The 20556-nt window shown below is 56.5% G+C and carries 24 protein-coding genes and 1 pseudogene; 12 read left to right on the forward strand and 13 right to left on the reverse strand.

Going from position 1 to position 20556, the window contains the following annotated elements; genetic code table 11:
- The 3 genes and pseudogenes from ABJZ52_RS03310 to ABJZ52_RS03320 form a co-directional block, all read right to left on the reverse strand.
- Positions 1-233 (reverse strand): transposase (locus ABJZ52_RS03310; RefSeq protein WP_348189209.1); only part of this gene is annotated, 233 nt, incomplete at its 3' end.
- A 69-nt stretch (positions 234-302) separates the two neighbouring features.
- Positions 303-1055, reverse strand: a complete 753-nt coding sequence (locus tag ABJZ52_RS03315; protein ID WP_348189211.1) for a transposase — start codon at positions 1053-1055, stop codon at positions 303-305.
- A gap of 50 nt (positions 1056-1105) precedes the next feature.
- Positions 1106-1750: pseudogene (locus ABJZ52_RS03320) on the reverse strand (IS3 family transposase); the annotation flags it as partial.
- A 312-nt stretch (positions 1751-2062) separates the two neighbouring features.
- Between ABJZ52_RS03320 and ABJZ52_RS03325 the strand changes: the two are divergent.
- Positions 2063-3088 (forward strand): hypothetical protein, encoded by a 1026-nt coding sequence (locus ABJZ52_RS03325; RefSeq protein WP_348189213.1) that lies wholly within the window; start codon positions 2063-2065, stop codon positions 3086-3088.
- A gap of 268 nt (positions 3089-3356) precedes the next feature.
- On the opposite strand, the gene ABJZ52_RS03330 is transcribed toward ABJZ52_RS03325, so the two are convergent.
- From ABJZ52_RS03330 to ABJZ52_RS03350, 5 genes are all read right to left on the reverse strand, one after another.
- Positions 3357-4046 (reverse strand): aspartate/glutamate racemase family protein, encoded by a 690-nt coding sequence (locus ABJZ52_RS03330; protein ID WP_348189215.1) that lies wholly within the window; start codon positions 4044-4046, stop codon positions 3357-3359.
- A gap of 5 nt (positions 4047-4051) precedes the next feature.
- Positions 4052-4891 (reverse strand): ABC transporter permease, encoded by an 840-nt coding sequence (locus ABJZ52_RS03335; RefSeq protein ID WP_348189217.1) that lies wholly within the window; start codon positions 4889-4891, stop codon positions 4052-4054.
- Position 4892: 1 nt separating this feature from the next.
- Positions 4893-5768, reverse strand: coding sequence for an ABC transporter permease (locus ABJZ52_RS03340; RefSeq protein WP_348189219.1), 876 nt, complete (start codon positions 5766-5768; stop codon positions 4893-4895).
- Between the two features lie 83 nt (positions 5769-5851).
- A complete protein-coding gene (locus ABJZ52_RS03345; RefSeq protein ID WP_348189221.1) occupies positions 5852-7144 on the reverse strand; it encodes a PotD/PotF family extracellular solute-binding protein in 1293 nt (430 codons plus the stop codon).
- Between the two features lie 65 nt (positions 7145-7209).
- Complete coding sequence (locus ABJZ52_RS03350; RefSeq protein ID WP_348189223.1) at positions 7210-8202, reverse strand: ABC transporter ATP-binding protein; 993 nt, start codon at positions 8200-8202, stop codon at positions 7210-7212.
- A 257-nt stretch (positions 8203-8459) separates the two neighbouring features.
- Between ABJZ52_RS03350 and ABJZ52_RS03355 the strand changes: the two genes are divergently transcribed.
- The 5 genes from ABJZ52_RS03355 to ABJZ52_RS03375 all read left to right on the forward strand — a co-directional run bounded on the left by ABJZ52_RS03355 (position 8460) and on the right by ABJZ52_RS03375 (position 11287).
- Entirely contained in the window at positions 8460-9197 is a 738-nt protein-coding gene (locus ABJZ52_RS03355; RefSeq protein ID WP_348189225.1) for a GntR family transcriptional regulator, read from the forward strand.
- 223 nt (positions 9198-9420) lie between these two features.
- Complete coding sequence (locus tag ABJZ52_RS03360; protein ID WP_348189227.1) at positions 9421-9816, forward strand: phage holin family protein; 396 nt, start codon at positions 9421-9423, stop codon at positions 9814-9816.
- Positions 9813-10118: a hypothetical protein gene (locus ABJZ52_RS03365; RefSeq protein ID WP_348189229.1), complete on the forward strand. Its 306-nt coding sequence runs from the start codon at positions 9813-9815 to the stop codon at positions 10116-10118. The genes ABJZ52_RS03360 and ABJZ52_RS03365 overlap by 4 nt, the downstream gene beginning before the upstream one ends.
- Before the next feature lie 165 nt (positions 10119-10283).
- Positions 10284-10709, forward strand: a complete 426-nt coding sequence (locus ABJZ52_RS03370) for a hypothetical protein (RefSeq protein ID WP_348189231.1) — start codon at positions 10284-10286, stop codon at positions 10707-10709.
- 11 nt (positions 10710-10720) lie between these two features.
- On the forward strand, positions 10721-11287 hold the full coding sequence (locus ABJZ52_RS03375; protein ID WP_348189233.1) for a hypothetical protein: 567 nt from the start codon (positions 10721-10723) through the stop codon (positions 11285-11287).
- A 132-nt stretch (positions 11288-11419) separates the two neighbouring features.
- Here the strand turns inward: ABJZ52_RS03375 and ABJZ52_RS03380 are convergent, their stop codons facing one another.
- Positions 11420-12862 carry a trehalose-6-phosphate synthase gene (locus tag ABJZ52_RS03380; RefSeq protein ID WP_348189235.1) on the reverse strand — a complete coding sequence of 481 codons (1443 nt, stop codon included), beginning with the start codon at positions 12860-12862 and terminating at the stop codon, positions 11420-11422.
- A 258-nt stretch (positions 12863-13120) separates the two neighbouring features.
- Between ABJZ52_RS03380 and ABJZ52_RS03385 the strand changes: the two genes are divergently transcribed.
- From ABJZ52_RS03385 to ABJZ52_RS03395, 3 genes are all read left to right on the forward strand, one after another.
- Positions 13121-13315 (forward strand): hypothetical protein, encoded by a 195-nt coding sequence (locus tag ABJZ52_RS03385; RefSeq protein WP_192109063.1) that lies wholly within the window; start codon positions 13121-13123, stop codon positions 13313-13315.
- 111 nt (positions 13316-13426) lie between these two features.
- On the forward strand, positions 13427-13942 hold the full coding sequence (locus tag ABJZ52_RS03390) for a DNA starvation/stationary phase protection protein (protein ID WP_348189237.1): 516 nt from the start codon (positions 13427-13429) through the stop codon (positions 13940-13942).
- Positions 13943-14017: 75 nt separating this feature from the next.
- The gene (locus tag ABJZ52_RS03395) at positions 14018-14467 is read left to right on the forward strand and encodes a hypothetical protein (RefSeq protein ID WP_348189239.1); all 450 of its coding nucleotides are present in this window, start codon (positions 14018-14020) and stop codon (positions 14465-14467) included.
- 65 nt (positions 14468-14532) lie between these two features.
- Here ABJZ52_RS03395 and ABJZ52_RS03400 read toward each other — a convergent pair whose 3' ends face one another.
- A complete protein-coding gene (locus tag ABJZ52_RS03400) occupies positions 14533-16362 on the reverse strand; it encodes an HWE histidine kinase domain-containing protein (protein ID WP_348189241.1) in 1830 nt (609 codons plus the stop codon).
- A 223-nt stretch (positions 16363-16585) separates the two neighbouring features.
- Here ABJZ52_RS03400 and ABJZ52_RS03405 point away from each other — a divergent pair, with 223 nt between their 5' ends.
- Positions 16586-16783 carry a CsbD family protein gene (locus ABJZ52_RS03405; RefSeq protein ID WP_192109059.1) on the forward strand — a complete coding sequence of 66 codons (198 nt, stop codon included), beginning with the start codon at positions 16586-16588 and terminating at the stop codon, positions 16781-16783.
- Positions 16784-16915: 132 nt separating this feature from the next.
- Here ABJZ52_RS03405 and ABJZ52_RS03410 read toward each other — a convergent pair whose 3' ends face one another.
- Both ABJZ52_RS03410 and ABJZ52_RS03415 read right to left on the reverse strand, forming a co-directional pair.
- Entirely contained in the window at positions 16916-18016 is a 1101-nt protein-coding gene (locus ABJZ52_RS03410) for an AI-2E family transporter (RefSeq protein ID WP_348189244.1), read from the reverse strand.
- Positions 18017-18226: 210 nt separating this feature from the next.
- Positions 18227-19030, reverse strand: coding sequence for a response regulator (locus ABJZ52_RS03415; protein WP_348189246.1), 804 nt, complete (start codon positions 19028-19030; stop codon positions 18227-18229).
- Positions 19031-19240: 210 nt separating this feature from the next.
- On the opposite strand from ABJZ52_RS03415, the gene ABJZ52_RS03420 reads away from it, so the two are divergent.
- Both ABJZ52_RS03420 and ABJZ52_RS03425 read left to right on the forward strand, forming a co-directional pair.
- Positions 19241-19462, forward strand: a complete 222-nt coding sequence (locus ABJZ52_RS03420; RefSeq protein ID WP_348189248.1) for a NepR family anti-sigma factor — start codon at positions 19241-19243, stop codon at positions 19460-19462.
- Complete coding sequence (locus tag ABJZ52_RS03425; protein WP_348189250.1) at positions 19459-20013, forward strand: sigma-70 family RNA polymerase sigma factor; 555 nt, start codon at positions 19459-19461, stop codon at positions 20011-20013. Before ABJZ52_RS03420 ends, ABJZ52_RS03425 begins: the two co-directional genes overlap by 4 nt.
- A gap of 108 nt (positions 20014-20121) precedes the next feature.
- Here ABJZ52_RS03425 and ABJZ52_RS03430 read toward each other — a convergent pair whose 3' ends face one another.
- Positions 20122-20481, reverse strand: coding sequence for a hypothetical protein (locus ABJZ52_RS03430; RefSeq protein WP_348189252.1), 360 nt, complete (start codon positions 20479-20481; stop codon positions 20122-20124).
- Positions 20482-20556: the final 75 nt, after the last annotated feature.

Here is a 20556-nt window from a genome sequence, read left to right on the forward strand (position 1 = left end):
AGCTCGTCCCAAACGCCTTGCTCCGCCCACCTGCGAAACCGGACATAGACCGAGTTCCATTTCCCGTAACGCTCATGCATGTCCCGCCAAGGGCAGCCAACACGCAGGACATGCAACATGCCGTTCAAATAACGACGATTATCTTGAGCCGGGCGGGACTTTCGGCCACGCTCTGAAGGAAGCAATGCTTCGATCAATTCCCATTCTGCGTCAGACAAATCACCACGCGCCAAAACCGCCTCCGAAAAGACAGTCTTGAATCACAGGTCAGCTGATTTGGGAATCCACTTTGTCAACAGGGCCTAGGTGACGACGTGCTTCAATTGCCGGCCATCGGCATCCACAGCCGATGTCACATGGCATCCCCGGATGAAGTCAAAACGCCGGTCAATACAGATGTGACTTTTATACCCGAACACCGGCAGAGCGATCTGCGGCAACGGCGTGCCGTCTTGCCGGTAACGTAGTTTCCCGCCGATCTTCAGCGTCCTGCGGGCATTGGTGTCCTTCTGTGCTGCCTTGCTGGGCTCATCCGGCCAGATCTCCTTGGCCGTCTTACCTGCCTTGACCGCTTCCTTCTCGTCTTCGGTATTACGCTGCTTGGGCGCGGGAACCAGCGTCGCATCGACGATCTGGCCGGACATCGGGATATAGCCCTTCTTCTTCAGTTGCCAGTCAAACGCTTTCATCACCCGCTTCAAGGTGCCGGTCTCCGTCATCCGGTTGCGGAAGTGACGGATCGTGTTCTCATCCGGCGTGACTCCGCTCAGCTCAAAGCCCAGGAACCGAATCCACGACAACCGGTCCCGGATCATGAACTCCGTCTTGGCATTGCTCAGATTGTGCTGTGCCTGAAGGATCAGCACCTTGAACATCGAAACAGGATCGAACGGCGGGCGCCCGCCCTTGGACACATCGCCGTAGCCCAGCCCCTCAACCAGCCAGTCACGAAAATACTCAAAATCAACCGTGGTAGACAGAACCTCAAGCGGGTCGCCGTTTTTGCTCAGACGTTCAAGATGCACGGATAGACTGAAAAGGCTCATTGGCTTCATGACCGCACCTCCATGAAGCCAGTGAATCAGAAAGCGTTAATCAACGCGAGGTTTTTGCGGGTGTCCAGCTGGACCAGGAGGTAGGGATAGATTTTGTGCCCAGGCGCTGGTTTCGAGGTGTTCGGGCGGCGATAGATCGCCTCGATGCCCATCTTCTTCATCAGCGTGGCGACGTGCAGCCACCCGACACTCAGCCCATCTCCATTCGAGAGCCCTGTCAACATCCGGCTTCCCGCGAACGGGTAGTTGAGATGCAGTTCGTCGATCCGGCGCATCAAGGCCAGATCGCCGTCTGGCACCGGACGTGGAGAATACTAGACGCTGCCATGGCTGGAGCCGAGAAGCTTCGCCTGGCGCACCACGGATAGCTTATCCTCGCGGTCGATCTTTTCTTTCCGCCCAGCAATTCCGCCTTGCCCAGAGCACGGAGAAAAAATCGTTCTCCAGTGTCACTTCGCCGATCTTGGCATGCAGCGTTTTGACATAGACGGTTGGCCCCGCCGGCTCCGCCTTGGCTTCATCGCCGAAAACGCCTGTCGCGCCCTCAAGGAGCTGGTTTTCCACTGCTTGATCTGGTTGGCGTGCACGTCGAACTGCTGAGACAGCTCCACCAGCGTCTGCTCGCCTCTGATCGCGGCAAGCGCCACTTTCGCCTTGAAAGCCTGACTGTGATTCCGGCGCGGTCGTCTCGTCATGGTCTCTCATGTTCCCGGCAGCTAAGCTGAAGTCAGGCAGAAATTCCACTTATCACCCCTGTTCAAATTTCCCGAGCCAGCTCTGACCGACTATTTCCGCCGAACTACAATCGGATCTTCGAAGGAACCAGGCCGTCACTCGTGTCCGATTGTCTGAAAAAGGCAGCATCGAACACCAGGTCAAGTTGCGCTGCCGAGCGGAAGGTGTCACAGAGAACATGAGCAGGGACCAACGGGGTGTAGTGCATTGTAGGCTCGTCGAACGTGGCCGAAGCGACCGCACGCTTGAATTAAATCTGGATTGACGTTCACATGAAGATCGGACTGGCAACCTCAGGACTTTGGCAGCTCAATGAAGCCATTGAACTGATTTCCGGCTATGAGCCGCGCCGGATTGGCCTGTTCGGCTGGGGCTTAGACGCGATTGCGGGCTGGGGCCACAAACCGACCGCCGCGAGGGCGCGCAAGATCGCTGCCAAACGCGGTCTACCTTATCTGGCATTTGAGGATGGGTTCCTGCGGTCTGTTCGCCCGGGCAATGACGAGAAGCCACTCTCTCTGGTTCTGGACAAAAGCGGAATCTATTACGATGCACGCCAGCCAAGTGATTTGGAACGTCACATTCTTCAGCTGATCGCGAAGCCGACGTCGCATAACAGAGTTCACGAAGCGATCAATCTGCTCAGGTCCAAGCGACTTTCAAAATACAACAGCTTCACGGTCTCAGACATATCTGATCTCCAACTGCGGTCGGCGGACCGGCAGGACCGCGTTGTTGTAGTCGACCAGACGGCAGGTGACGCGTCGATCCCGGGTGCCTTTGCAGAAGAGCAAACATTCCTCTTGATGCTCCAGACCGCCATTCGTGAGAACCCGGAGGCAGAGATCCTCATCAAGGTCCACCCCGAAGCGATGATCGGTCGGAAGGCCGGACACTTCACGCCTGAAACCCTGCACTCAATCGAGCAGACCGACCCGGTCTGCGCCCGCGCCCTTAAAGAAAACCGGCTGCGGCTTACGCCTGAACCCATCAATCCCTGGGCCCTGCTGGAAGGCTGTTCCAAGGTCTATTGCGTCTCCAGCCAGGTGGGCTTTGAAGCCTTATTGGCCGGTTGTGAGGTTCATACGTTCGGCGTGCCCTTCTATACTGGCTGGGGCCTTACCCAGGAACGCAACACCAAGAAAGTGAACCGGCGCGAGCCGGCCTCTCTCGAGGCCTTGTTCGCAGCGGTTTACTTCGACTACAGCCATTATCTTGAGCATGATCCGGTTCGAGAAATCTCCTTCGAGGAAGCCGTCGAGCAACTGGAAACGCGTATCCGAAACGCTTCCTCCTAAAGGCCCCCGCCCCTTTCAAACCACAACATCAACCGGAACCGTCTTCGTTCTTATAATACGGCCGGGGCTATCGCCTACCGGCACTGTAAACCAGCTCGCCCAAAAAACTCCTCTTGGCCCCGAGTCTGACTCGTCCCACAAATTGTCCCTCAAACTGTCCCACAATTTTCTGGGCCGAATTTTTATCTAATTGTTTTTATTAATATTTTACCGCGCATCGACGCCTGCTGCCGGCACCACTTTCCTAAAATAGAGATCAGTGCTTCGCCTAACCACGCCCAAATCGGGCTGTTGCAGGCAGGGCTTCTGCAAGACCGATAGCTGCGGCAACACCGTCGAGTACGGGTACCTGAAACTGCTCGGAAAGCTCATTGGCAAGATCAGCCATGCCGGCGCAGCCCAGTACGATGGCACCTATGTCGTCTTCTGCCAGAGCGCAGGACATCTCCGCAGTAATCTTGCCGCGTGCATCACTGGCTGCATCTTCAAGATCCAGAACAGGAACATCTGACGCACGTACTTTTACGCAGCGACGAGCGAGGCCGTTTCGCGCGAGGTTGTCTTCGAGAACCGGGACGGAAACCGAAAGCGTCGTCACAACCGAAAAGCGCTCAACGAGCAGTGAAGCCATGTGACAGGCCGCTTCGCCGATGCCGATTACAGGCACACTGCAACGGCTTTTCAACTGCCAAACCCCTGTGTCATCAAAGCAGGCGATGATCACCGCGTCGACCGCCGGATCGTTTGAGAGCGTTGTTTCGACGAGCGCGAGTAACCCGGGAAGCGCCGCGCCTCCATCGGCCGCTCCCTGAATGGCTGCCGGACCATGGTGTGGATTGATCGCCGTGATACGGGTACGAGGTCCGGCGGCCGCTCGTGCCGCCTCACCAATCTTTCGCGTCATTGATGCGGTTGTGTTCGGATTGATCACCAAAAGATGACGTGCGTCGTGCATCATGGAGCTCACACCAGCCCCGAACCAGCGCCGGATCCACTTTTGATCCGTCGACGCCGCAGGAACACGACCACTAGCAGAAAGGTGCCAATGATCGCGAAGGAAAAGACAGTTGTAAGTGTGCCCAGCGCATAGAGAACCGGCGATGTAACGTTGGTTGTCATTCCGAAGATTTCCAGTGGCAGGGTGTTGTAGGACCCGGCCGTCAGCAGCGTGCGCGCAAATTCGTCATAGGAAAGCGTGAAGCCGAAGAGCGCCACCCCGATCAGCATCGGAGCGATGATCGGCAGAACCACATGGCGCACGGTCTGCCAGGGCGATGCGCCGAGATCGCGCGCCGCTTCCTCATAGGATTTGTCGAAGCGATTGAACACGGCGAACATGATCAGAAGGCCAAACGGCAGCGTCCATGTCAGCTGGGAGCCGAAGCCGGATGTCGCCCAGTGCACCTCAAGATCCAGAATGTTGAAGATCAGGCCGACTCCCAGGGACACAAGGATCGAGGGAATGATCAGGCTGGCGATGATCAGGTAGAAGAGTACCGTGGAGCCACGAAATCTCCGGCGGAACGCCAGCCCGCCCATGACCGACAGGACCACAGTTACACTCATGACCATAAGGCCAAGCGCAAAGGATCGACGGAAGGATCCCCAGATGTCGCCGACCGCCTGCTGCTCGAAGAGATCAAAGAACCAATGCAGCGAAACCCCGTTCATTGGGAAGGTCAGTCCGCCCCTGGGCCCCTGGAAAGACAGAATGCCGATGGTGATGACGGGACCGTAGAGAAAGATCACGAACAGCGCGAAGAAAGCTGCAAGAAGATAAAAGGACCTGGAACGCGGCTCCATCTCAGAGCTCCTTGCGAATGTCGACAAAGCGCATCATGACGCCGATCATCAGAAGAACCATGCACAGAAGCACGACGGACGAGGCAGCTGCCGCTGGATACTGCAAGAGCGAAATCTCGTTGGAAATGATCCGGCCTACAGAAGCACTCTGCCCACCGGACATGTGGCGCACGGTGATGAAATCCCCCATCACCAGCGTCACGACAAAGATCGAACCAATCATGATCCCCGGCTTGGCCAATGGAATGATGACATTTGTCAGAACCTGAAAGCCGCTGGCGCCTGCATCGCGCGCGGCTTCTATGAGTGATTTGTCGATCCGCATCATCGTGTTGAAGATCGGCACGACCATGAACAGCGCATAGAGGTGAACGAAGGCCAGAACGACCGCGAAGTCAGAATAGAGAAGCCATTCCAGCGGTTCATCGATGATGCCAAGGTGAATAAGGCTCGAGTTTGCAATTCCATTGCGGCCAAGGAACGGGATCCAGGAGATCATGCGAATGATGTTCGAGGTCCAGAACGGAATGGTGCACACCAGAAAAAGCGCGACCTGTGCCGGTAACGACTGGACGTGGAACGCCAGGAAATAGGCCACCGTAAAGCCAATCCCTGCACAGAAAACCCAGGTCAGCAGCATGAACTTCAGGGTTTTCAGGTAGGTCGCCCAGGTGACGGCCGAGGTCAGGTGAAAGGCGTAGTTGTCGAGAACGAAGTCGGGAAAAAACGACCACTCATTGTAGTTCCAGAAGCTGACCGTCACGATGGTGAGGATCGGCAGGAGCAGAAAGAACCCGAGAACACAGGTCAGCGGTGTCACCAGCAGCCAGCTGATGCGCTCTGCGCGTTTGGACGGGTCGGTCTTGGTCTTGGTCATGGGCTACAACGTCGGCCTGATTGGAAATGGGGGCCCCTGCCCGGCAACCCGCCGGACAGGGAGGCTTGAGCGTTCGAAAGGCCTTAAGCGGCGATGAACTCGTTCCACTTGCGGACCATGTACTGGTTCTCGTCCATGACGGCGTTCCAGCACGCAACAGAGCCCATACGGTCGTAGAAGGATCCGCCATCGCGCACGGCGCCGGCTTTTTCCATGACGTCGCCAAACGGGTTCTTGATGTCGCCCTCAGCAGGCTTGCCCTCGAACCAGAAGCCCCACTCGTCTTCGCTCATGAAGTTCTTGGAGGTTTCCGGCACCGCGGAGTAGTAGCCCTGGCGCATCAGGAAGCCGCCGACCCAGCCGTCGAGATACCAGTTGATGTACTCATAGGCAGCCTCAAGCTCGAGGCCGGAGAGGTTCATCGACAGACCAAGTCCGCCACCCCAGGAGCGGTAGCCTTCCTTGAGCGGCTGATAGACACACGGAATGCCCTTGGAGCGAACAGCGGTGATCGCCGGTGACCACATGGACTGGATCACGACTTCGCCTGAAGCCATCAGGTTGACGCTTTCATCAAACGATTTCCAGAACGCGCGGAACTGACCGTTCTTCTTGGCTTCCGTGAAGATGCCAAGCGTCATGTCAATCTCTTCCTTCGTCATGTTGCCCTTGTCGGGATAGGTGTACTCACCCATTGCCTCGACAACCATGGCCATATCCATGATGCCGATGGAAGAGATATCCAGGATCGACGCCTTGCCCTTGAACTCCGGATTTAACAGTTCGGCCCACGTGTCGATCGGGCGGCCGATGAGGTCAGGGCGAATACCCAGGGTATCAGCGTTGTAGATTGTCGGGATCAGCGTCATCCAGCCGGATTCTTCCTGGACGAAATCCTTGCCGTCCGGACCGGAGGTGAAGCCAACAGTATGTGGTGCTGTGCCCTGGGCAATCACGCTTTCCGGCGTCAGCTTGCCGCTTTTGAATGTGCCGACAATCTTGTCGTAGTTCTTGATCTTGGAGGTATCCATGGCCTGCAGGTTGCCTGCACCCCAGACCTTCTTGCAGATCCAATACTCGATATCGGCGATATCGAAGGACTTGGGCTGAGTGGCGGCGCGCTGTGTGACGCTGTCACTGTCGAGTGCGGTCATCTCCAGGGTAAAGCCAAGATCTTCCTTAACTTTCTGAGCGACCTCATTGATGTTGGACACGCCGGTGCCGAACTGGCGAAGGGTGACATCCTTGATGTTCTGAGCCCAGATGGTCGGGAAGCCGGTCACAGCGCCTGAACCGATGGCTGCGCCCGCAGCTGCGGCGCCGCCCTTCAAGATGCTGCGGCGGCTGAGGCCCTTGTTTTCGATCTGCTTAGTCATAACGTCTTCTCCAATTCCCCTGTTAGGTTTTTGTGCCGGCGTCCCAAGCCAGCGTTTCCGGCAGCTCACGCTGCCAAAGCATGCGCATCCTCCCGCCTCCAACCGAGAAAAACGGTGGTGCCGATTTCAATCGGATCTGCAAAAAAGGCTGCGTCCGGCAACGATGCCGTCAGATCGCCGGCACTGCCGGCGTCCAGAGCGAGATTGACAGTCGAGCCGAGGTATTCCACGTCCTTGACTGCGGCACTGAGAATGGCCTCGCCCTCTCCCGCCGTCCGGGCCACATTGAGCTTGTCAGCCCTCACTGCGACCGATGCCCCACCAACCTGCAGAACATTGTGTCCGCCAATGAACTTGGCGACGAATTCGGTCCGAGGCGCGTTGAACACATCGCGTGGCGATCCGGCCTGCTCGATCTCGCCGCCATTCATGACGATGATATCGTCGGCAAGGGCCAGAGCTTCGTCCTGGGAGTGGGTCACATGGATGAACGAGATGCCAAGCTCGCGTTGAAGGCGCTTCAACTCCAGTCGCATCTTGATCCGCAAAAAGGGATCGAGCGCCGAAAGCGGCTCATCGAGCAGAAGGACGGACGGTTCCGTGATAAGGGCGCGCGCAAGCGCGACACGCTGCTGCTGACCGCCTGACAACTGATCCGGCAGTCGGTCGGCGTAGGCCTTCATGTCGACCAGATCGAGTAGCTCCATCGCCCGCTTCAAGCGGACCGATCGCTCGACACCCTTCATCTTCTGGGAGAAGGCCACATTGTCGGCGACACTGATATGTGGGAACAGCGCATAGTTCTGGAACATCATGGCTGTGCCGCGTCCGGCGGGAGGCAAATCGGTGATGTTGGCATCACCCAGAAGGATGTCGCCCTCGCTGACATGTTCATGGCCAGCAATCATCCGCAAGGTCGAGGACTTCCCGCACCCGGAGGGGCCAAGAAGACAGGAGTAGGTTCCCGCCTGGAACTTGTGATTGATGGCGTCGACGGCGGTCGTTTCGCCGTACCGCTTTGTGGTGGCTACAAGTTCAAGGTTCAGGGTCTTTGGCATAATGTGGGGCTCTCGGGTGCCGGACAGTCAATGCCCTGCTAGATTGCAACCGCTATGCCAACTCTAATCTTTGGCCGAAACCAGCCATTTCAACACCCATCCAGCGATATCCGGGAACTCCGCCCAAGTCCCAAGTGCACAATTAATAGTCTTATCGAATACGAATTAGACAATAATTGTATACGATTAGAGATTGCGTGCATGTTTGATCGGATTATGCTGAGGTCCATGAACAACACTTCATGCAACCACGTCCCATGACCCAACCACTTCGCGATCCCAAGCACCTATCAGCCGAAGGGCTGCACGGCATCTTCCCACTCCCCGAGGGAAGAACCTTGGACATCTGCCTGAAGCTTCACACGGCGATCCTCGAGCATCGGCTGGCGCCTGGCGTGAAGTTGTCTGAAGATGAAGTTGGCGAGATTTATGGCGCAAGCCGAACGGTCGTACGCGCAGCCCTTCAGGCCCTGGCCCATTCTGGAATGGTGAGCATAGAGAAGAATCGCGGCGCATTTGTTGCCAGGCCTTCCATCCGTGAAGCGCATGAAGTGTTCGAGGCCCGCGCATTAATCGAACCGCGCATTGCACGTATGGCCGCAACGGCTGCAAGCGACGCCGACTTAAGAGAACTCCAGGCTCATATCGATGCGGAGCACGAGGCCGTTGCCGCAGGAGACATGGGCAAGGCCCTGTCACTTTCAGGCCTGTTCCATACAGCCATCGCAGACATTTCCGACCACCACGTTCTGGCCAACATGGTGCGATCCCTGATTTCGAGATCTTCACTGATTATTGCTCTTTACTGGAAGCGGCCCGATACAGCCTGCGAAAGCCACTCTCATCATGCGCTGATGAAGGCATTTGAAGAGCGCGACGCCACCGCCGCCGAAGAGATTCAGAAAAGCCACATCATTGATCTTCATTCAGGTCTCGACCTCAAAGAACGGCAAGAGCAAGACGGGTCATTGAAAGACATTCTCGCGGATACATAGAACCTGATCGCAACGGCATCAGCAGATTACAACTCCGGAACCACTTGCATCGAAGTGACACCCGATCGATGGGGGCACGGGAGGCAGCGATACCTTCCAGGATCAAATGTCGATGGAACCCGGGCCAGCCGTACGCATTACTTCTTCAAGCCCGACCGCCGATGCTCGCTTTTGACACATCCGGCGTTCGACCTGCCAAAGCTTGGAACCGAAGGCTGGGAAAATGCTTGGATCAGAGCCGTTTCAAACGGAAAAAACACTCATCTCGGACCTGTTCCGGCAGATTTTACAGCTTCTGCGCGGGGAGGTGCGCCTTGCAAAGGCGGAGGTTCAGGAAAAACTCGCCACCGCAAAAAATGGCCTGGCGCTGATCGCAGTCGCGCTTGTCCTTGCCCTGCCCGCCATTTTTATTCTGATGTTTGCCAGCGTTTACGCTCTGATCTCAGCTGGTCTTAGCCCGGCCCTGGCAGCGCTGAGCGTCGGTGCCACGGGCTTGCTGGTCGCTGGTCTTTTGACCTGGCTGGGACTGACAAAGCTATCGCTTGAGCATCTGACACCGACCCGCACGCTTGATCAGCTCAAGCAGGACCGGGCGTTGATTGAGGAGTTGGTCAAATGAAGCCGATGCAGAACCTTTCACCAGAGTCACTCGAAGCCGAGCTGGAGAGCACCCGTCGCAATATCGCCGCACTCGCCTCGATCGCAACCGAGCAACTGGCTCCCCGCGCGGTGGCGGCAAGGGCGGTCAAGTCCGAGGCGCGCCGTCGGGCAGATCGTTACACAGAAAATGTGAAAAGTATCCTTGGCGACCATCCAGTCGCAAGCGCTCTCGCTTTTTGTTCTCTCGGCGCCATGATTTACCTGGGCGCGCGAGACAGAAAGGGACGTAGTCCCGATCGACTTCAAAGAAATGCATTATAAATCAAGCCAAAAGCGCTAGATCTCGAAAAACAAAAAGAAAGCCCAGGCAAAACGTCTGGGCTTTTTTACTTCACGATCAAAACATAAAGGACACAGATTAAATTTAAAAATCAGGAACCTCTCTCGCCAACCAACGTTTACCTGTCACAACAGGAGGACAGAGAGATGACTGACACAGCTCCACATCGATCAACACATTCTGAAAACCGGCATACGAATGAGGCGAACGCAGATCCTCTGGGCCCTCTTTTGGAGACGGCCCGCTCTGAAGCGCTTGGCCTGGCTCAGACCCTGAAGAGCGAATCCCTCCGCTTCGTCCAGGGTCAGCAGAACAGATCATCCGCCATACTGGATGACCTAGCCCACACGCTTAGAGAGCGTGAGGTGGGCAAGAGTGATGCTCCCGCGGCTATCAGCCTGACCGCCGCCGATTATATCTCCGCGTCTGCGGACAAGATCCGCGAAGTGGATGCAGCAGCTTCCATCGAAACGCTTGGCGCAACCGCTCGCAAGCACCCCGTCCCACTTGCCATCGGGGCAGCCGCCATCGGCTTTCTTGCCGCACGTTTCATTTCCTCCACCGACCAATAAAGGAGACGACAATGTCTGATTACATTCGCACCCCGGAACCTTCCACGACGCCCGAGAGCCGTACTATTGCTCCCACACCACATTCCGACGCGTCCGGAAAAAAGGGCACAGCAAAACGGGCGAAGGCCGCACTGAAGTCGTCGCGCGAACGCGCAGCGCAGACCCTGAACGATGCTGCTGAAACCACCAGCCGTGTTGTTGACGAGAAGCGCCATGACCTTGAAAAGGCTTACCGCCAGACAGCAACGCGGACATCAGACTTTGCTCGCGAACATCCGTTTGCAGTCGGTGCCATGGGACTGGTCGCAGGTTTTGCGCTTGGCGCCCTCCTGCCACGCACGAAGATGGAAAATGGCACCGTCGGCGCGACGCGGGACGATCTTCTTCAAAAGGCGAGCGAAGTCGGCAACCAGGCACTCAAGGAAACGCGGCGCGTGGCCGAGGAAACCGTTCAGAAGATGAATGGGAGCGACTCGCAAAAACAAAACGATGACGAAGACGCATTGGAGGAAGGTCTCGAAGACAGCTTTCCTGCCAGTGATCCGATCTCCGTGACAAGCGTCTCGAAAGCAAGCTGACGCTCTCACTCGACCAGACCGAAAAGACCGGCGCATTCCAAAGCCATGCGCCGGTCTTTTTGTGTAAATGAACCTTCTGAACCGTGCAAACGAGGAGATAGGGATCCGCCCTTGAACAGTCCTCGTGTCAGGCTAGGCGTCAGCCTTCGTCGCGCCAATCTCGTCATCAGACAGGTTCTGCAGGATGCTCAGGAAATCCGTTCCCATCGACTTCTCTTCCAGGTTCTTCAGAAAGGACGACGCCCACCAATCAACATCTTCGTTCAAGACATTTGCGAGCATGGACGAGTGCCGCTCGACCCGCTCGGCGCGCTCCATGGAGAGGGCACGAGCAATACAATCTGCCATTTGCGCAGCATCGTAAGGATTGGCGATCAGAGCATGATCTCCAAGCTGCTCGGCTGCGCCGGCAAAATTTGAAAGGATAAGCACTCCCGGATCGGTCGGATCCTGTGCGGCGACATATTCCTTCGCCACAAGGTTCATCCCGTCGGCCAAAGGCGTTACCAGCCCAACCTGAGCATGGCGATAAAGGCCGGCCAGACGCTCTCGGTCAACCATCCGGTTGATATATTGGATCGGTGTGTAGTTGATGTCAGAAAACCGGCCGTTCACGGAACCGGAAAGCTGCTCCAGTTGTTCTCGGATCTCGCGATACGCCTGAACATCTTCACGGGTCGGCGATGCGATCTGAACGAACGACACCTCGCCACGCAAAGCCTCTTGTGTTTCAAGCAGGTATCCGAACGCCTTGAATCTATGTGGAAGCCCTTTGGAGTAGTCGAGACGCTCGGCACCGATAATCAATTTCTGCGGCCCGCGCTCTGCTCTGGGCAACGGTTCGGCGTTTTGCGCAATTGCCTGAAATGCCCTTGCCTCGATCCCGATCGGGAAGCTCTTGAGATCGACCGTCCGATCGCGATAGCGAACAGAACCATCCATCAAGAATTCACTTTCCTTCAAGGTTCGGAACACCTCGAGGCAGGAGGCCACGTCTCGGTTTGTCTGCAGTCCAACGAGATCATAGCTGGACAACCATTCGGCGAGCTCTCCTGCATTGGAGAGTGCCCCGACATTGGCCGACGACGGAAAGGGAATATGCAGGAAAAATCCGATCGGATTGAACACACCCTTGCGGCGCAAAGCATCCGCCAGGGGAAACAGGTGATAGTCATGGACCCAGACGATATCGTCAGGGTGAAGCTCCCGCGCAAGCGCATCGGCAAGCTGTCGATTGACCTCCAGATAGGCCTCCCGGAAACTCAGTCGCAAATCCAGCAGGTCGGTTCGGCCGTGGCACAGCGGCCAAAGCACCGAATTGGCGTAGCCGAGATAGTAGTCGTCATAGAGCGACGCCTCGATGGAGCAGCTTTTTCGCTCGAACGGACCGCCAGGATGATCTTGCAGCTCCGATATACGGGACTTCACGACACCGGCAGATGGCGCGTCCTCCCGGGTAATACCCACCCAGAGGCCGCCCCGCTCTTCCATGATATCCTTCAAGGCAACAACAAGCCCCCCGGATGGCTTATCGCCAAGCGGCATGCGGTTCGAAACAACGACCAATCGCGACATCGGAACTTCCCCAAGATCTGAGCGGCAGTGACCGCATGGAATTCTCAGGCAATGCATCCCTGCTGCGGACACATCACACCGGCATGTAAACCGGAAAGCAGCCGGTTGGTTCCGACGCGCTGTCAAATCTCGCCGGACCGACCTGCGCTCCGGTCACGATGTCAATTTTTTCTGGAACTTTAGACCCGGTCGCCCGTTTCCCCTGCGACACCGAACGCTGCGTAGGCTTTTGGACCAACGCTAAGACGGAGTTGAGTTATGACCGAGCCAAAGCTCGAAAAGACCGCCACCGAAGCCCGGCAGGCGGAACGTGGCAAGCCGATCCTCGCGATTCTGACGGTCAGCATTGCCCTGGTCGTTTGTGCCTTTGTGGCAATCGGCCTGCTGAATGCGGACGGCGACATGCTGTCCATCGGCCTGATTGAACCTCAGAGTGAAACCGCAACCAACTAGCGGCTTTCTGAAACCAGTCGACCCGACACCGGAACTATCAAGGGACCAAGCCAGAAATGGCTTTGTCCGTAGAGAAGCCGTGCAATTTTGCGAACCAATGGAGACCTCACAATGGCCAACACAAATGTCTTGAATGTCACCACGAAAAAGTCCGAGAAGATCAACACCGGCATCGAAAAGGACGTGCGTGAGCAGATCGCGAAACACCTGTCCGTCATTCTCGCCGACACCTATCTGCTCGTCATCAAATCACACCTCTACCACTGGAATGTGGTTGGACCCCTGTTCAAATCGATCCATGACCTGACTGAAGAACATTACGAAGACATGTTTGCGGCGGCTGACGACATCGCAGAGCGTATTCGTGCACTTGGCCACCGTGCTCCGGTAAATGCGGCCGAGATCAGCATGGATCTCAAGATCGTCACGCCTCAAAATGGCATGCCGAATGCCCACTCAATGGTTGAAGATCTGGTCAAGAGCCACGAGCGTATTTCGGCAGAAATGCGCGACATGGCCGAGTATGCCGGCGACAACGCGGACGTGGTCACGGAAGACATGCTGACCGCACGCATTGCCTTCCACGAAAAGGCTGCTTGGATGCTGCGGGCCCTGATCGCGGAATAAAACCAATATCGGCAAGGTAGGTTCGCCTGCCTTGCCCTTCCAACCTAGCCCCTGGAATGAAGCAACGCTCGGTCAATGCCCAATCCGAAGACCTTCGCCGGATATGCGTCTCCTGAGGCGATCCTGCAGGACGTCTCCCTAAGCACGCGCCAGAAACAGACCGCCCTTCTCCACTGGCGCGGCGCGCTTGCCCGCATGGCGCGGATAAAACCAATCAATCAAGAACGCCAGAAACAGCTCACCGTTGAAATCGACGAGGCGCTCATCGCTCTCGAAAATCAGGAGCAGGCGGCTTACGGCCGTTGGCTCGATTCCGCCGACAATGAAAACGAAATCCTGCCGCGAGATCTTGTTTTGTCTGCTGATTTCGCAACGGTCGAAGACGTGCTGGCCTCCGACCTTAAAGCCAGTGAAAAAGCGACAATCCTGAGGACGTGGCTTGGCGACCTGAAGGGCTCACACAGCAAAGCCACACTCGTCTTGCGTCAGGACATCAAAATAGCGCTCATACGTTTGTCGAAATAACCAATAGTCGCCCAGCGAAAAAAACCGGACATCTCACGATGGCCGGTTTTTGTGTTGCCGAGGGATTATTTAGGGGTCGCCAGTTGGCTTTCCGGGAATTTGATCTTGCAGCGCAAACCATCCGGATCAAAAGACAGAGTGACATCACCATCGAGAGACGCTCCCACCAGTCTTTCCAGCAGAACCCGTCCGAAACCGCGCCTGTCGGGAACCGCAGCGACGGGCGGACCGTCCCGTTCCTTCCAGTCAAGCGTCACCTGGCCTTCCACCCGTCTCCATTCAATGTCGACCTTGCCGCTCGGAACCGATAGCGCGCCATATTTCAAGGCGTTGGTGGTCAACTCGTGCAAGGCAAGTCCAAGATTTTGCGCAGCATCTGCCGTCACCTGTAGCGGTTCGCCCTCCATGTGGATCTGCGGGCTCGACGGATCCATGGTCTGGGCCAGATGGGCACGTACAAGTTCACCGATTTCCGCGCCATACCAGGAGTGTGAGACGAGCAGGTCGTGAGAAGCTGCAATCGCCTGCAAACGCGCGGAAAAACTGGACACGAACTGTTCTTTGTCCGCAGTGCGCGCAGCTGTCTGGCGGGCCATGGCCTGAATGACGGCAAGCAGGTTCTTGGAGCGATGGGTCAGCTCGCGCATCACCAGGTGCATCTGCTTTTCGTTCTCGCGCTTGTGGGTCAGATCCACCGCAATACCGATCACCCCCACGATCTCGCCCTCACTGGTGGTCTTGGGCTCCAGCTGCAGATCATAGTGGCGTTGCTTATCATCTACGGTGACATCAATCTCGAGTTCCTGAACCTCCCCTGTCTCGAAAACCTGACGCTTGGCCGAAACGACCTTGAGCTGATCCTCCTCATCAAAGAGATCAAAGTCCGTTTTTCCAAGGAAGTCCTCCGCCACGGTGTCAGGCGGCGGGTTGACGATGTGAACATAGTTCAGGTCGAGATCCTGTTCGAAAACAGTAATCAGTGAACCCTGCAACGCGGCTTCAAACCGGCGATTGGCGTCGGCCAGCTGTGATGCCATAGACGCAAGCCGTACTTCGAACAGGTTCTGCTCGGTCATATCCAGAACCGTACACAAGATGCCATCGATCTTGCCGTCGTCGCCGCGCGTTGGATTGATGGTCAGATCCAGATAGAGCGTTCCCTCATCGTCAGTCTCGACAGCAAGATAGGTCGAGCGGGTCTCTCCTGTATCCAGCACCTCCTGTTTCAAGGGAATGGTTATCGCCGCTGCGTCGGCCGGCATAAGCTGGGTATCAGTGCGGCCGATCACCTCCTCGATCGTATTGCCGAGCCTAGGGTGATGAATCCACGTGTAGCGAAGTTCCGTGTCTTGGGTGAAGACGGTGATATTCGATCCCGTCAGAGCAGTCTCAAATCTCTCATTTGCACGATCCAACTCCGCCGTGCGCCCCGCCAGCGCCTTATCGAGCGCACTATTTGCCTGAGAGAGCGATGCATTCACTTCCTCAAGCTCGCCAGCAGAAGGAGTGGCCAAAATCTTAGGGATTTCCGGCCAAATGGCCAGCGCAGTCAGTATCGCAGCGATCGCCGTAATAGCCTTTATGAAACCGATCGAACCGTACAGCGACGCCGAGGCATCTGCAGGCACCAGCAACGTCACAACCACGGCGAAATGCGCGACCGCGTTTGCGGCCATGAAGGCGATGAAGAGATAAGCCAATCTGAGCCCACCGCTATCGAGGTTTTTCCGCCGGCTCACAAACACTAAGACAGCTGACGAAAGCACGATCAGGGCAACGCCGATAAGGACATCGGAAATGGTAAGAAGAGCGGTCAGCTCGCGCGAAACATCCAGGGCAGAAGCGAACGATACTGATCCCTCCCCGCCCTCAAAAAGCTCAAGTAATTCATTCATTGCGCGCTCAAATCGGAATGCGTGGGCTATTGGACGCCTCTGAACCAGAGACAGACAGGAAACTCGCGTGTGCGCGGATCCAGTTCAAGCGAGCCGGATAAAACACAGTGCCAGAAGCTTTTCTAACGTGTCTGGATGCCATTGGTTCCAAAGAAAATTTCAGGAACTCTCAGGAGGGCCTCGCGTTTGCATTTTGTCTGACACTTCAACCCAGGAGCAAATGATGAACTGGAACCAGATCGAAGGCAATTGGAAGGAATTCAAGGGCAAGGCCCAGTCCCAGTGGGGCAAGCTCACCGACGACGAGCTGGATCGCATCGAAGGACGACAGACAGAGCTTGCAGGCCTGCTCCAGCAGAAATACGGCAAGACCGAAGAAGAGGCTCGCAAGGAAATCGACACCTGGATGTCCAACATCTGATAAGCTGACAGTCCGAACGGGGCCTGGCCTCGTTCGGCTGGGTCCAAATGTGCTCGCGAGAGAGCAGTGAGATCTTTAAGTCATGAAAAAGCCGGGCATTTGCCCGGCTTTTTCATGTTCAGGAGCTGAAACCTAAAAATCGACGCTGGACAGCATGTGCGACACGACCGCCTGGATCACCAAGAGCAGCGGCACGGCCATCAACGCACCGACCGGGCCCCACAACCAAAGCCAGAATCCCAACGACAGGAACACGAAAAAAGGCTCGATGAGCAAACTGCGTCCGAGCACGGTCGGCGTGACAAAATTTGCTTCGAGAAAATTGACGGCAAAAAAGACCAGGGCAGGCGAGATGATCTCAAGAAGCGTCCCCTCCTGCAAAAGCCCGGCACCCAGAAGCAGGAGTGTCAGCAACAGCGGTCCGACGTAGGGAACAAAGTTCAACACACCCGCGAGCGCACCCCAAAACCACGCATTGGGCAGGCCAACCAGCGCCAACAGGACCCCCGTGACCAACGCAAGGCCCATGTTGATCAAGGACACGGTCGAAAGATAGGTCGAAACGGAACTCTCAGCTGTCTCCGTGATGGTCTTGAAATTGGAAAGGCTCGGATAGGACAGCCCCGCCTCGGCGAGCTGTCGTGACAACCGGCTTCGCGACGCCAGATAAAAGAAAAGCACGCCCGAAAACAGGATTAACTGGCCGATAGTTGCCGGCACACTGACGGCAATTCCGCTGAGGATGCCCGGCGCAGACACCGCCATAGCCTCACCGGTCGCATCGATTCCTGTGGTTTCCTGCACAGCATCCGTCGCCTGCTCGATCGTCAACAACAGTTCGCGGACGCTCAGCAACTGCCTCTTGAGCGCATCATAGATCTCAGGCAGAGCGGCCGACCATTCCTCGAAGGGTATGAAGAGCAAGCGGAAAGCCCCGAGAATGGCCGACAGCAAGACCACCATGATAGCACCGGCACCAAGCGCCGGGCTGGCGCCCGAGCGCTCCAGCCAGTCTTGAACCTTTCCAAGCAGAAGGCCCGTCAAAAGGGCCGCGAAAACGGGAACGAGGAGCGCCTGGCCGAGTTTCAAGGCACCGACCAACAAAATCAGAAAGATCCCCAGAACCGCACCATTGCGATATGGAGCAATCAAAGCGGCAGCTCCGTTTTGCTGCTCACCTGCGTCCGCACCCTGGCCTTGTTGCTCGTCTTGTTCGATGGATTGACCGGGCATCACGTCACCACTCTCTTGCGAGCAATACGCTCAGGATCTCAACCAGTCCCGCGCAGAAAGCCTTCAGGACCTTGGCAAACCATCACGATGACCGGAGGTTCCATTGCCAAACAAAAAACCCCGGCCAGAAGGCCGGGGTTGGGGTTCGGACCGACAAGCGGGTTTATTTGCGGGTCGGAACCCATTGTCGATAGCAAGAGCTGGGGGGCATCAAGCTGCTATCGACGAAGTCGAATTGAAAAACAACGCCTGACTGATACCTGCCTTGACCGTGTTGGGATCAAAAGGTTTGGTGATCAGGAAGGTCGGCTCCGGGCGTTCGCCGGTCAAAAGACGCTCAGGGAAGGATGTAATGAAAATGACGGGAACGTCAAAATCACCAAGGATTTCCTTCACGGCGTCGATGCCAGACGAACCGTCGGCAAGCTGGATATCGGCCAGAACAAGGCCTGGCTTATCGGCACGCGCGGATTTGACCGCTTCTGCAGCGGTGCGTGCGACCGTAGTGACGCGATGGCCCTGCCCCTCGACAATGTCAGCCAGGTCCATGGAGATAAGCGGTTCGTCCTCAATGATTAGAACCTGGGTCGATGTCTGCCGGTCGATTTCGCTGATTGCGTCCTTGATGAGACCGGAAACTTCTTCTTCGCTCTTTCCGATGACAGCTGCGGCTTCATGAAGCTTGAAGCCCTCCAGAGTGGTCAACAGCAAGGTCTGCCGACTTTCCGGTGTCATGTCCGCCAGCCGCTGCTGGGCAGTCTGTTCGAAAATAGATGCGGTACCATCCTGCGAGGCCGGAGCAATCATGGTTGCATTCCAGAGAACATGGAAGAGGCGATAAAGACCGATCTTGGCTCCGCGGCTCATGTCGAAGGCCGAGGCATCTGCAACCATTGCCTGCAGGCATGCGCGAACATAGGCGTCCCCGCTCTTTTGCGATCCGGCGAGAGCTCTTGCATAGCGACGAAGGTAAGGAAGGTGAGGAGCAATTTCCTGAGAAAGACTACCGGGCATGAGTTCTTTTTCCTTTTCCGTCCTGTCCGGCCAATCCCAACGATTGCGGACGTCATGGGCACCAAGCCCAATGCGTAAACTTGCCTAGGAAAAAAAAGTTCCGAGCATAGGGAACTTTTTTTTTCGGCCGCCGTTTAGTCCTCAGTAGCGAGTTATTGTTCAGCCCGAAAAACAAGCCCTCTAAGGTGGACCCGGGGCCAAGGAGAAGACATGGCGCAGAAGAAAGCATCAGCCGATCCGAACCTGACAGACGGACTGATCGTCCCGAGTAAGGTCGGCAAGTCCAAGGAGGACTGGATCGGCAACCAATTGAAGCGCATCTATGATGAGGCCCTGACCGAGGACATTCCCGACGACATGATGTCGCTGCTGGACCAGCTGGACGCGACCACATCGGCGCAGAAATCCAAGTCAGAGGAGAGCACACAGTGAGTGATGCCACCTTCAAGAAGGATCTCGTCGCATCGATCCCTTCCCTGCGCGCGTTCGCAAGATCGCTCGCCGGCAACCGCGACCGCGCTGACGACCTCGTGCAGGAAACCTTGGCCAAGGCGATCGCCAAGCGTGAAAGCTACACGCCGGGCACCAACCTCATAGCCTGGCTCGTAACCATCCTCCGCAACCAGTATTATACTGAAGGCCGCAAGCGGAAGCGTGAAGTCGCCGACAGCGATGGCATACATGCAGCCAGCCTCACCGCAGTGCCTCAGCAGCCGGGCCATCTTCAGATGACCGACTTTCTGAGTGCCCTTCAGTCGCTTCCCGAAGATCAGCGCGAAGCGCTCATCCTCATCGGCGCCAGCGGATTCTCTTACGAGGAAGCGGCCGAAATTCTGGGAACGCGTGTCGGGACAGTCAAAAGCCGTGTCTCCCGAGCTCGCGTGCGCCTCGAAGAGCTGATGAATGGGTCCTCGGACTTCAAGCATGATGAAGCAGCCATCAGACAATCGGCTGAGATGCTGCAACAGGCACTTTCGGTCTGATCCTGAAAATCTCGAAAAAAGCCGGGGCAAATGCCCCGGCTTTTTGTTGTCTGCGGTCAAGCAACCGAAAAAGCTGGTGCCACGTCAACAGACATGCCACCGGCATCCTTACTTCGGCAACGCCGCCTTCGCATTTTCGAGCTGCTCAATGCAGGCTTTCTCATCGCCCTTCTCGCCTGCGATCCATGCCGCTTCAAGGTAGCGCTTGACGCTCTCATCTCCAGGCGGAACGCCAAACCAGCTTTCAGTCGGCTGAGCATCGGCCGCCGGCACTTCCACGGTCTTGCCGCCGGCTTCAACCTCGACCGTTGCCGAAGGCGCCGTCAGATCCTGTGTCAGCGTTTGGTGGGCAAGAGCTTGCCGCGCATCTTCAACCTCTTCCAGACAGGTTGCAGCTTGCGCACTCACGGCGAGAAACGTACCGGCAAAAAGGCCGCCCACTCCAACAATTAGATTTCTCGGTTTCATCGTCATCTCCTTGGGTTGTCTCGCCAGAGAACGCACGAGCGCTGAACACGTTCCGTGGAACCTTCCCTTTCGTCA

This window comes from Roseibium sp., from assembly GCF_039982295.1.
In the GTDB taxonomy this organism is placed as follows: domain Bacteria; phylum Pseudomonadota; class Alphaproteobacteria; order Rhizobiales; family Stappiaceae; genus Roseibium.

What these genes read in the sequence shown, in the direction of transcription:
- ABJZ52_RS03315 (WP_348189211.1), bottom strand. Translation starts at nt 1,055, where the DNA reads ATGAAGCCAATGAGCCTTTTCAGTCTATCCGTGCATCTTGAACGTCTG.
- ABJZ52_RS03325 (WP_348189213.1), top strand. Translation starts at nt 2,063, where the DNA reads ATGAAGATCGGACTGGCAACCTCAGGACTTTGGCAGCTCAATGAAGCC.
- ABJZ52_RS03330 (WP_348189215.1), bottom strand. Translation starts at nt 4,046, where the DNA reads ATGATGCACGACGCACGTCATCTTTTGGTGATCAATCCGAACACAACC.
- ABJZ52_RS03335 (WP_348189217.1), bottom strand. Translation starts at nt 4,891, where the DNA reads ATGGAGCCGCGTTCCAGGTCCTTTTATCTTCTTGCAGCTTTCTTCGCG.
- ABJZ52_RS03340 (WP_348189219.1), bottom strand. Translation starts at nt 5,768, where the DNA reads ATGACCAAGACCAAGACCGACCCGTCCAAACGCGCAGAGCGCATCAGC.
- ABJZ52_RS03345 (WP_348189221.1), bottom strand. Translation starts at nt 7,144, where the DNA reads ATGACTAAGCAGATCGAAAACAAGGGCCTCAGCCGCCGCAGCATCTTG.
- ABJZ52_RS03350 (WP_348189223.1), bottom strand. Translation starts at nt 8,202, where the DNA reads ATGCCAAAGACCCTGAACCTTGAACTTGTAGCCACCACAAAGCGGTAC.
- ABJZ52_RS03355 (WP_348189225.1), top strand. Translation starts at nt 8,460, where the DNA reads ATGACCCAACCACTTCGCGATCCCAAGCACCTATCAGCCGAAGGGCTG.
- ABJZ52_RS03360 (WP_348189227.1), top strand. Translation starts at nt 9,421, where the DNA reads ATGCTTGGATCAGAGCCGTTTCAAACGGAAAAAACACTCATCTCGGAC.
- ABJZ52_RS03365 (WP_348189229.1), top strand. Translation starts at nt 9,813, where the DNA reads ATGAAGCCGATGCAGAACCTTTCACCAGAGTCACTCGAAGCCGAGCTG.
- ABJZ52_RS03370 (WP_348189231.1), top strand. Translation starts at nt 10,284, where the DNA reads ATGACTGACACAGCTCCACATCGATCAACACATTCTGAAAACCGGCAT.
- ABJZ52_RS03375 (WP_348189233.1), top strand. Translation starts at nt 10,721, where the DNA reads ATGTCTGATTACATTCGCACCCCGGAACCTTCCACGACGCCCGAGAGC.
- ABJZ52_RS03380 (WP_348189235.1), bottom strand. Translation starts at nt 12,862, where the DNA reads ATGTCGCGATTGGTCGTTGTTTCGAACCGCATGCCGCTTGGCGATAAG.
- ABJZ52_RS03385 (WP_192109063.1), top strand. Translation starts at nt 13,121, where the DNA reads ATGACCGAGCCAAAGCTCGAAAAGACCGCCACCGAAGCCCGGCAGGCG.
- ABJZ52_RS03390 (WP_348189237.1), top strand. Translation starts at nt 13,427, where the DNA reads ATGGCCAACACAAATGTCTTGAATGTCACCACGAAAAAGTCCGAGAAG.
- ABJZ52_RS03395 (WP_348189239.1), top strand. Translation starts at nt 14,018, where the DNA reads ATGCCCAATCCGAAGACCTTCGCCGGATATGCGTCTCCTGAGGCGATC.
- ABJZ52_RS03400 (WP_348189241.1), bottom strand. Translation starts at nt 16,362, where the DNA reads ATGAATGAATTACTTGAGCTTTTTGAGGGCGGGGAGGGATCAGTATCG.
- ABJZ52_RS03405 (WP_192109059.1), top strand. Translation starts at nt 16,586, where the DNA reads ATGAACTGGAACCAGATCGAAGGCAATTGGAAGGAATTCAAGGGCAAG.
- ABJZ52_RS03410 (WP_348189244.1), bottom strand. Translation starts at nt 18,016, where the DNA reads ATGCCCGGTCAATCCATCGAACAAGACGAGCAACAAGGCCAGGGTGCG.
- ABJZ52_RS03415 (WP_348189246.1), bottom strand. Translation starts at nt 19,030, where the DNA reads ATGCCCGGTAGTCTTTCTCAGGAAATTGCTCCTCACCTTCCTTACCTT.
- ABJZ52_RS03420 (WP_348189248.1), top strand. Translation starts at nt 19,241, where the DNA reads ATGGCGCAGAAGAAAGCATCAGCCGATCCGAACCTGACAGACGGACTG.
- ABJZ52_RS03430 (WP_348189252.1), bottom strand. Translation starts at nt 20,481, where the DNA reads ATGAAACCGAGAAATCTAATTGTTGGAGTGGGCGGCCTTTTTGCCGGT.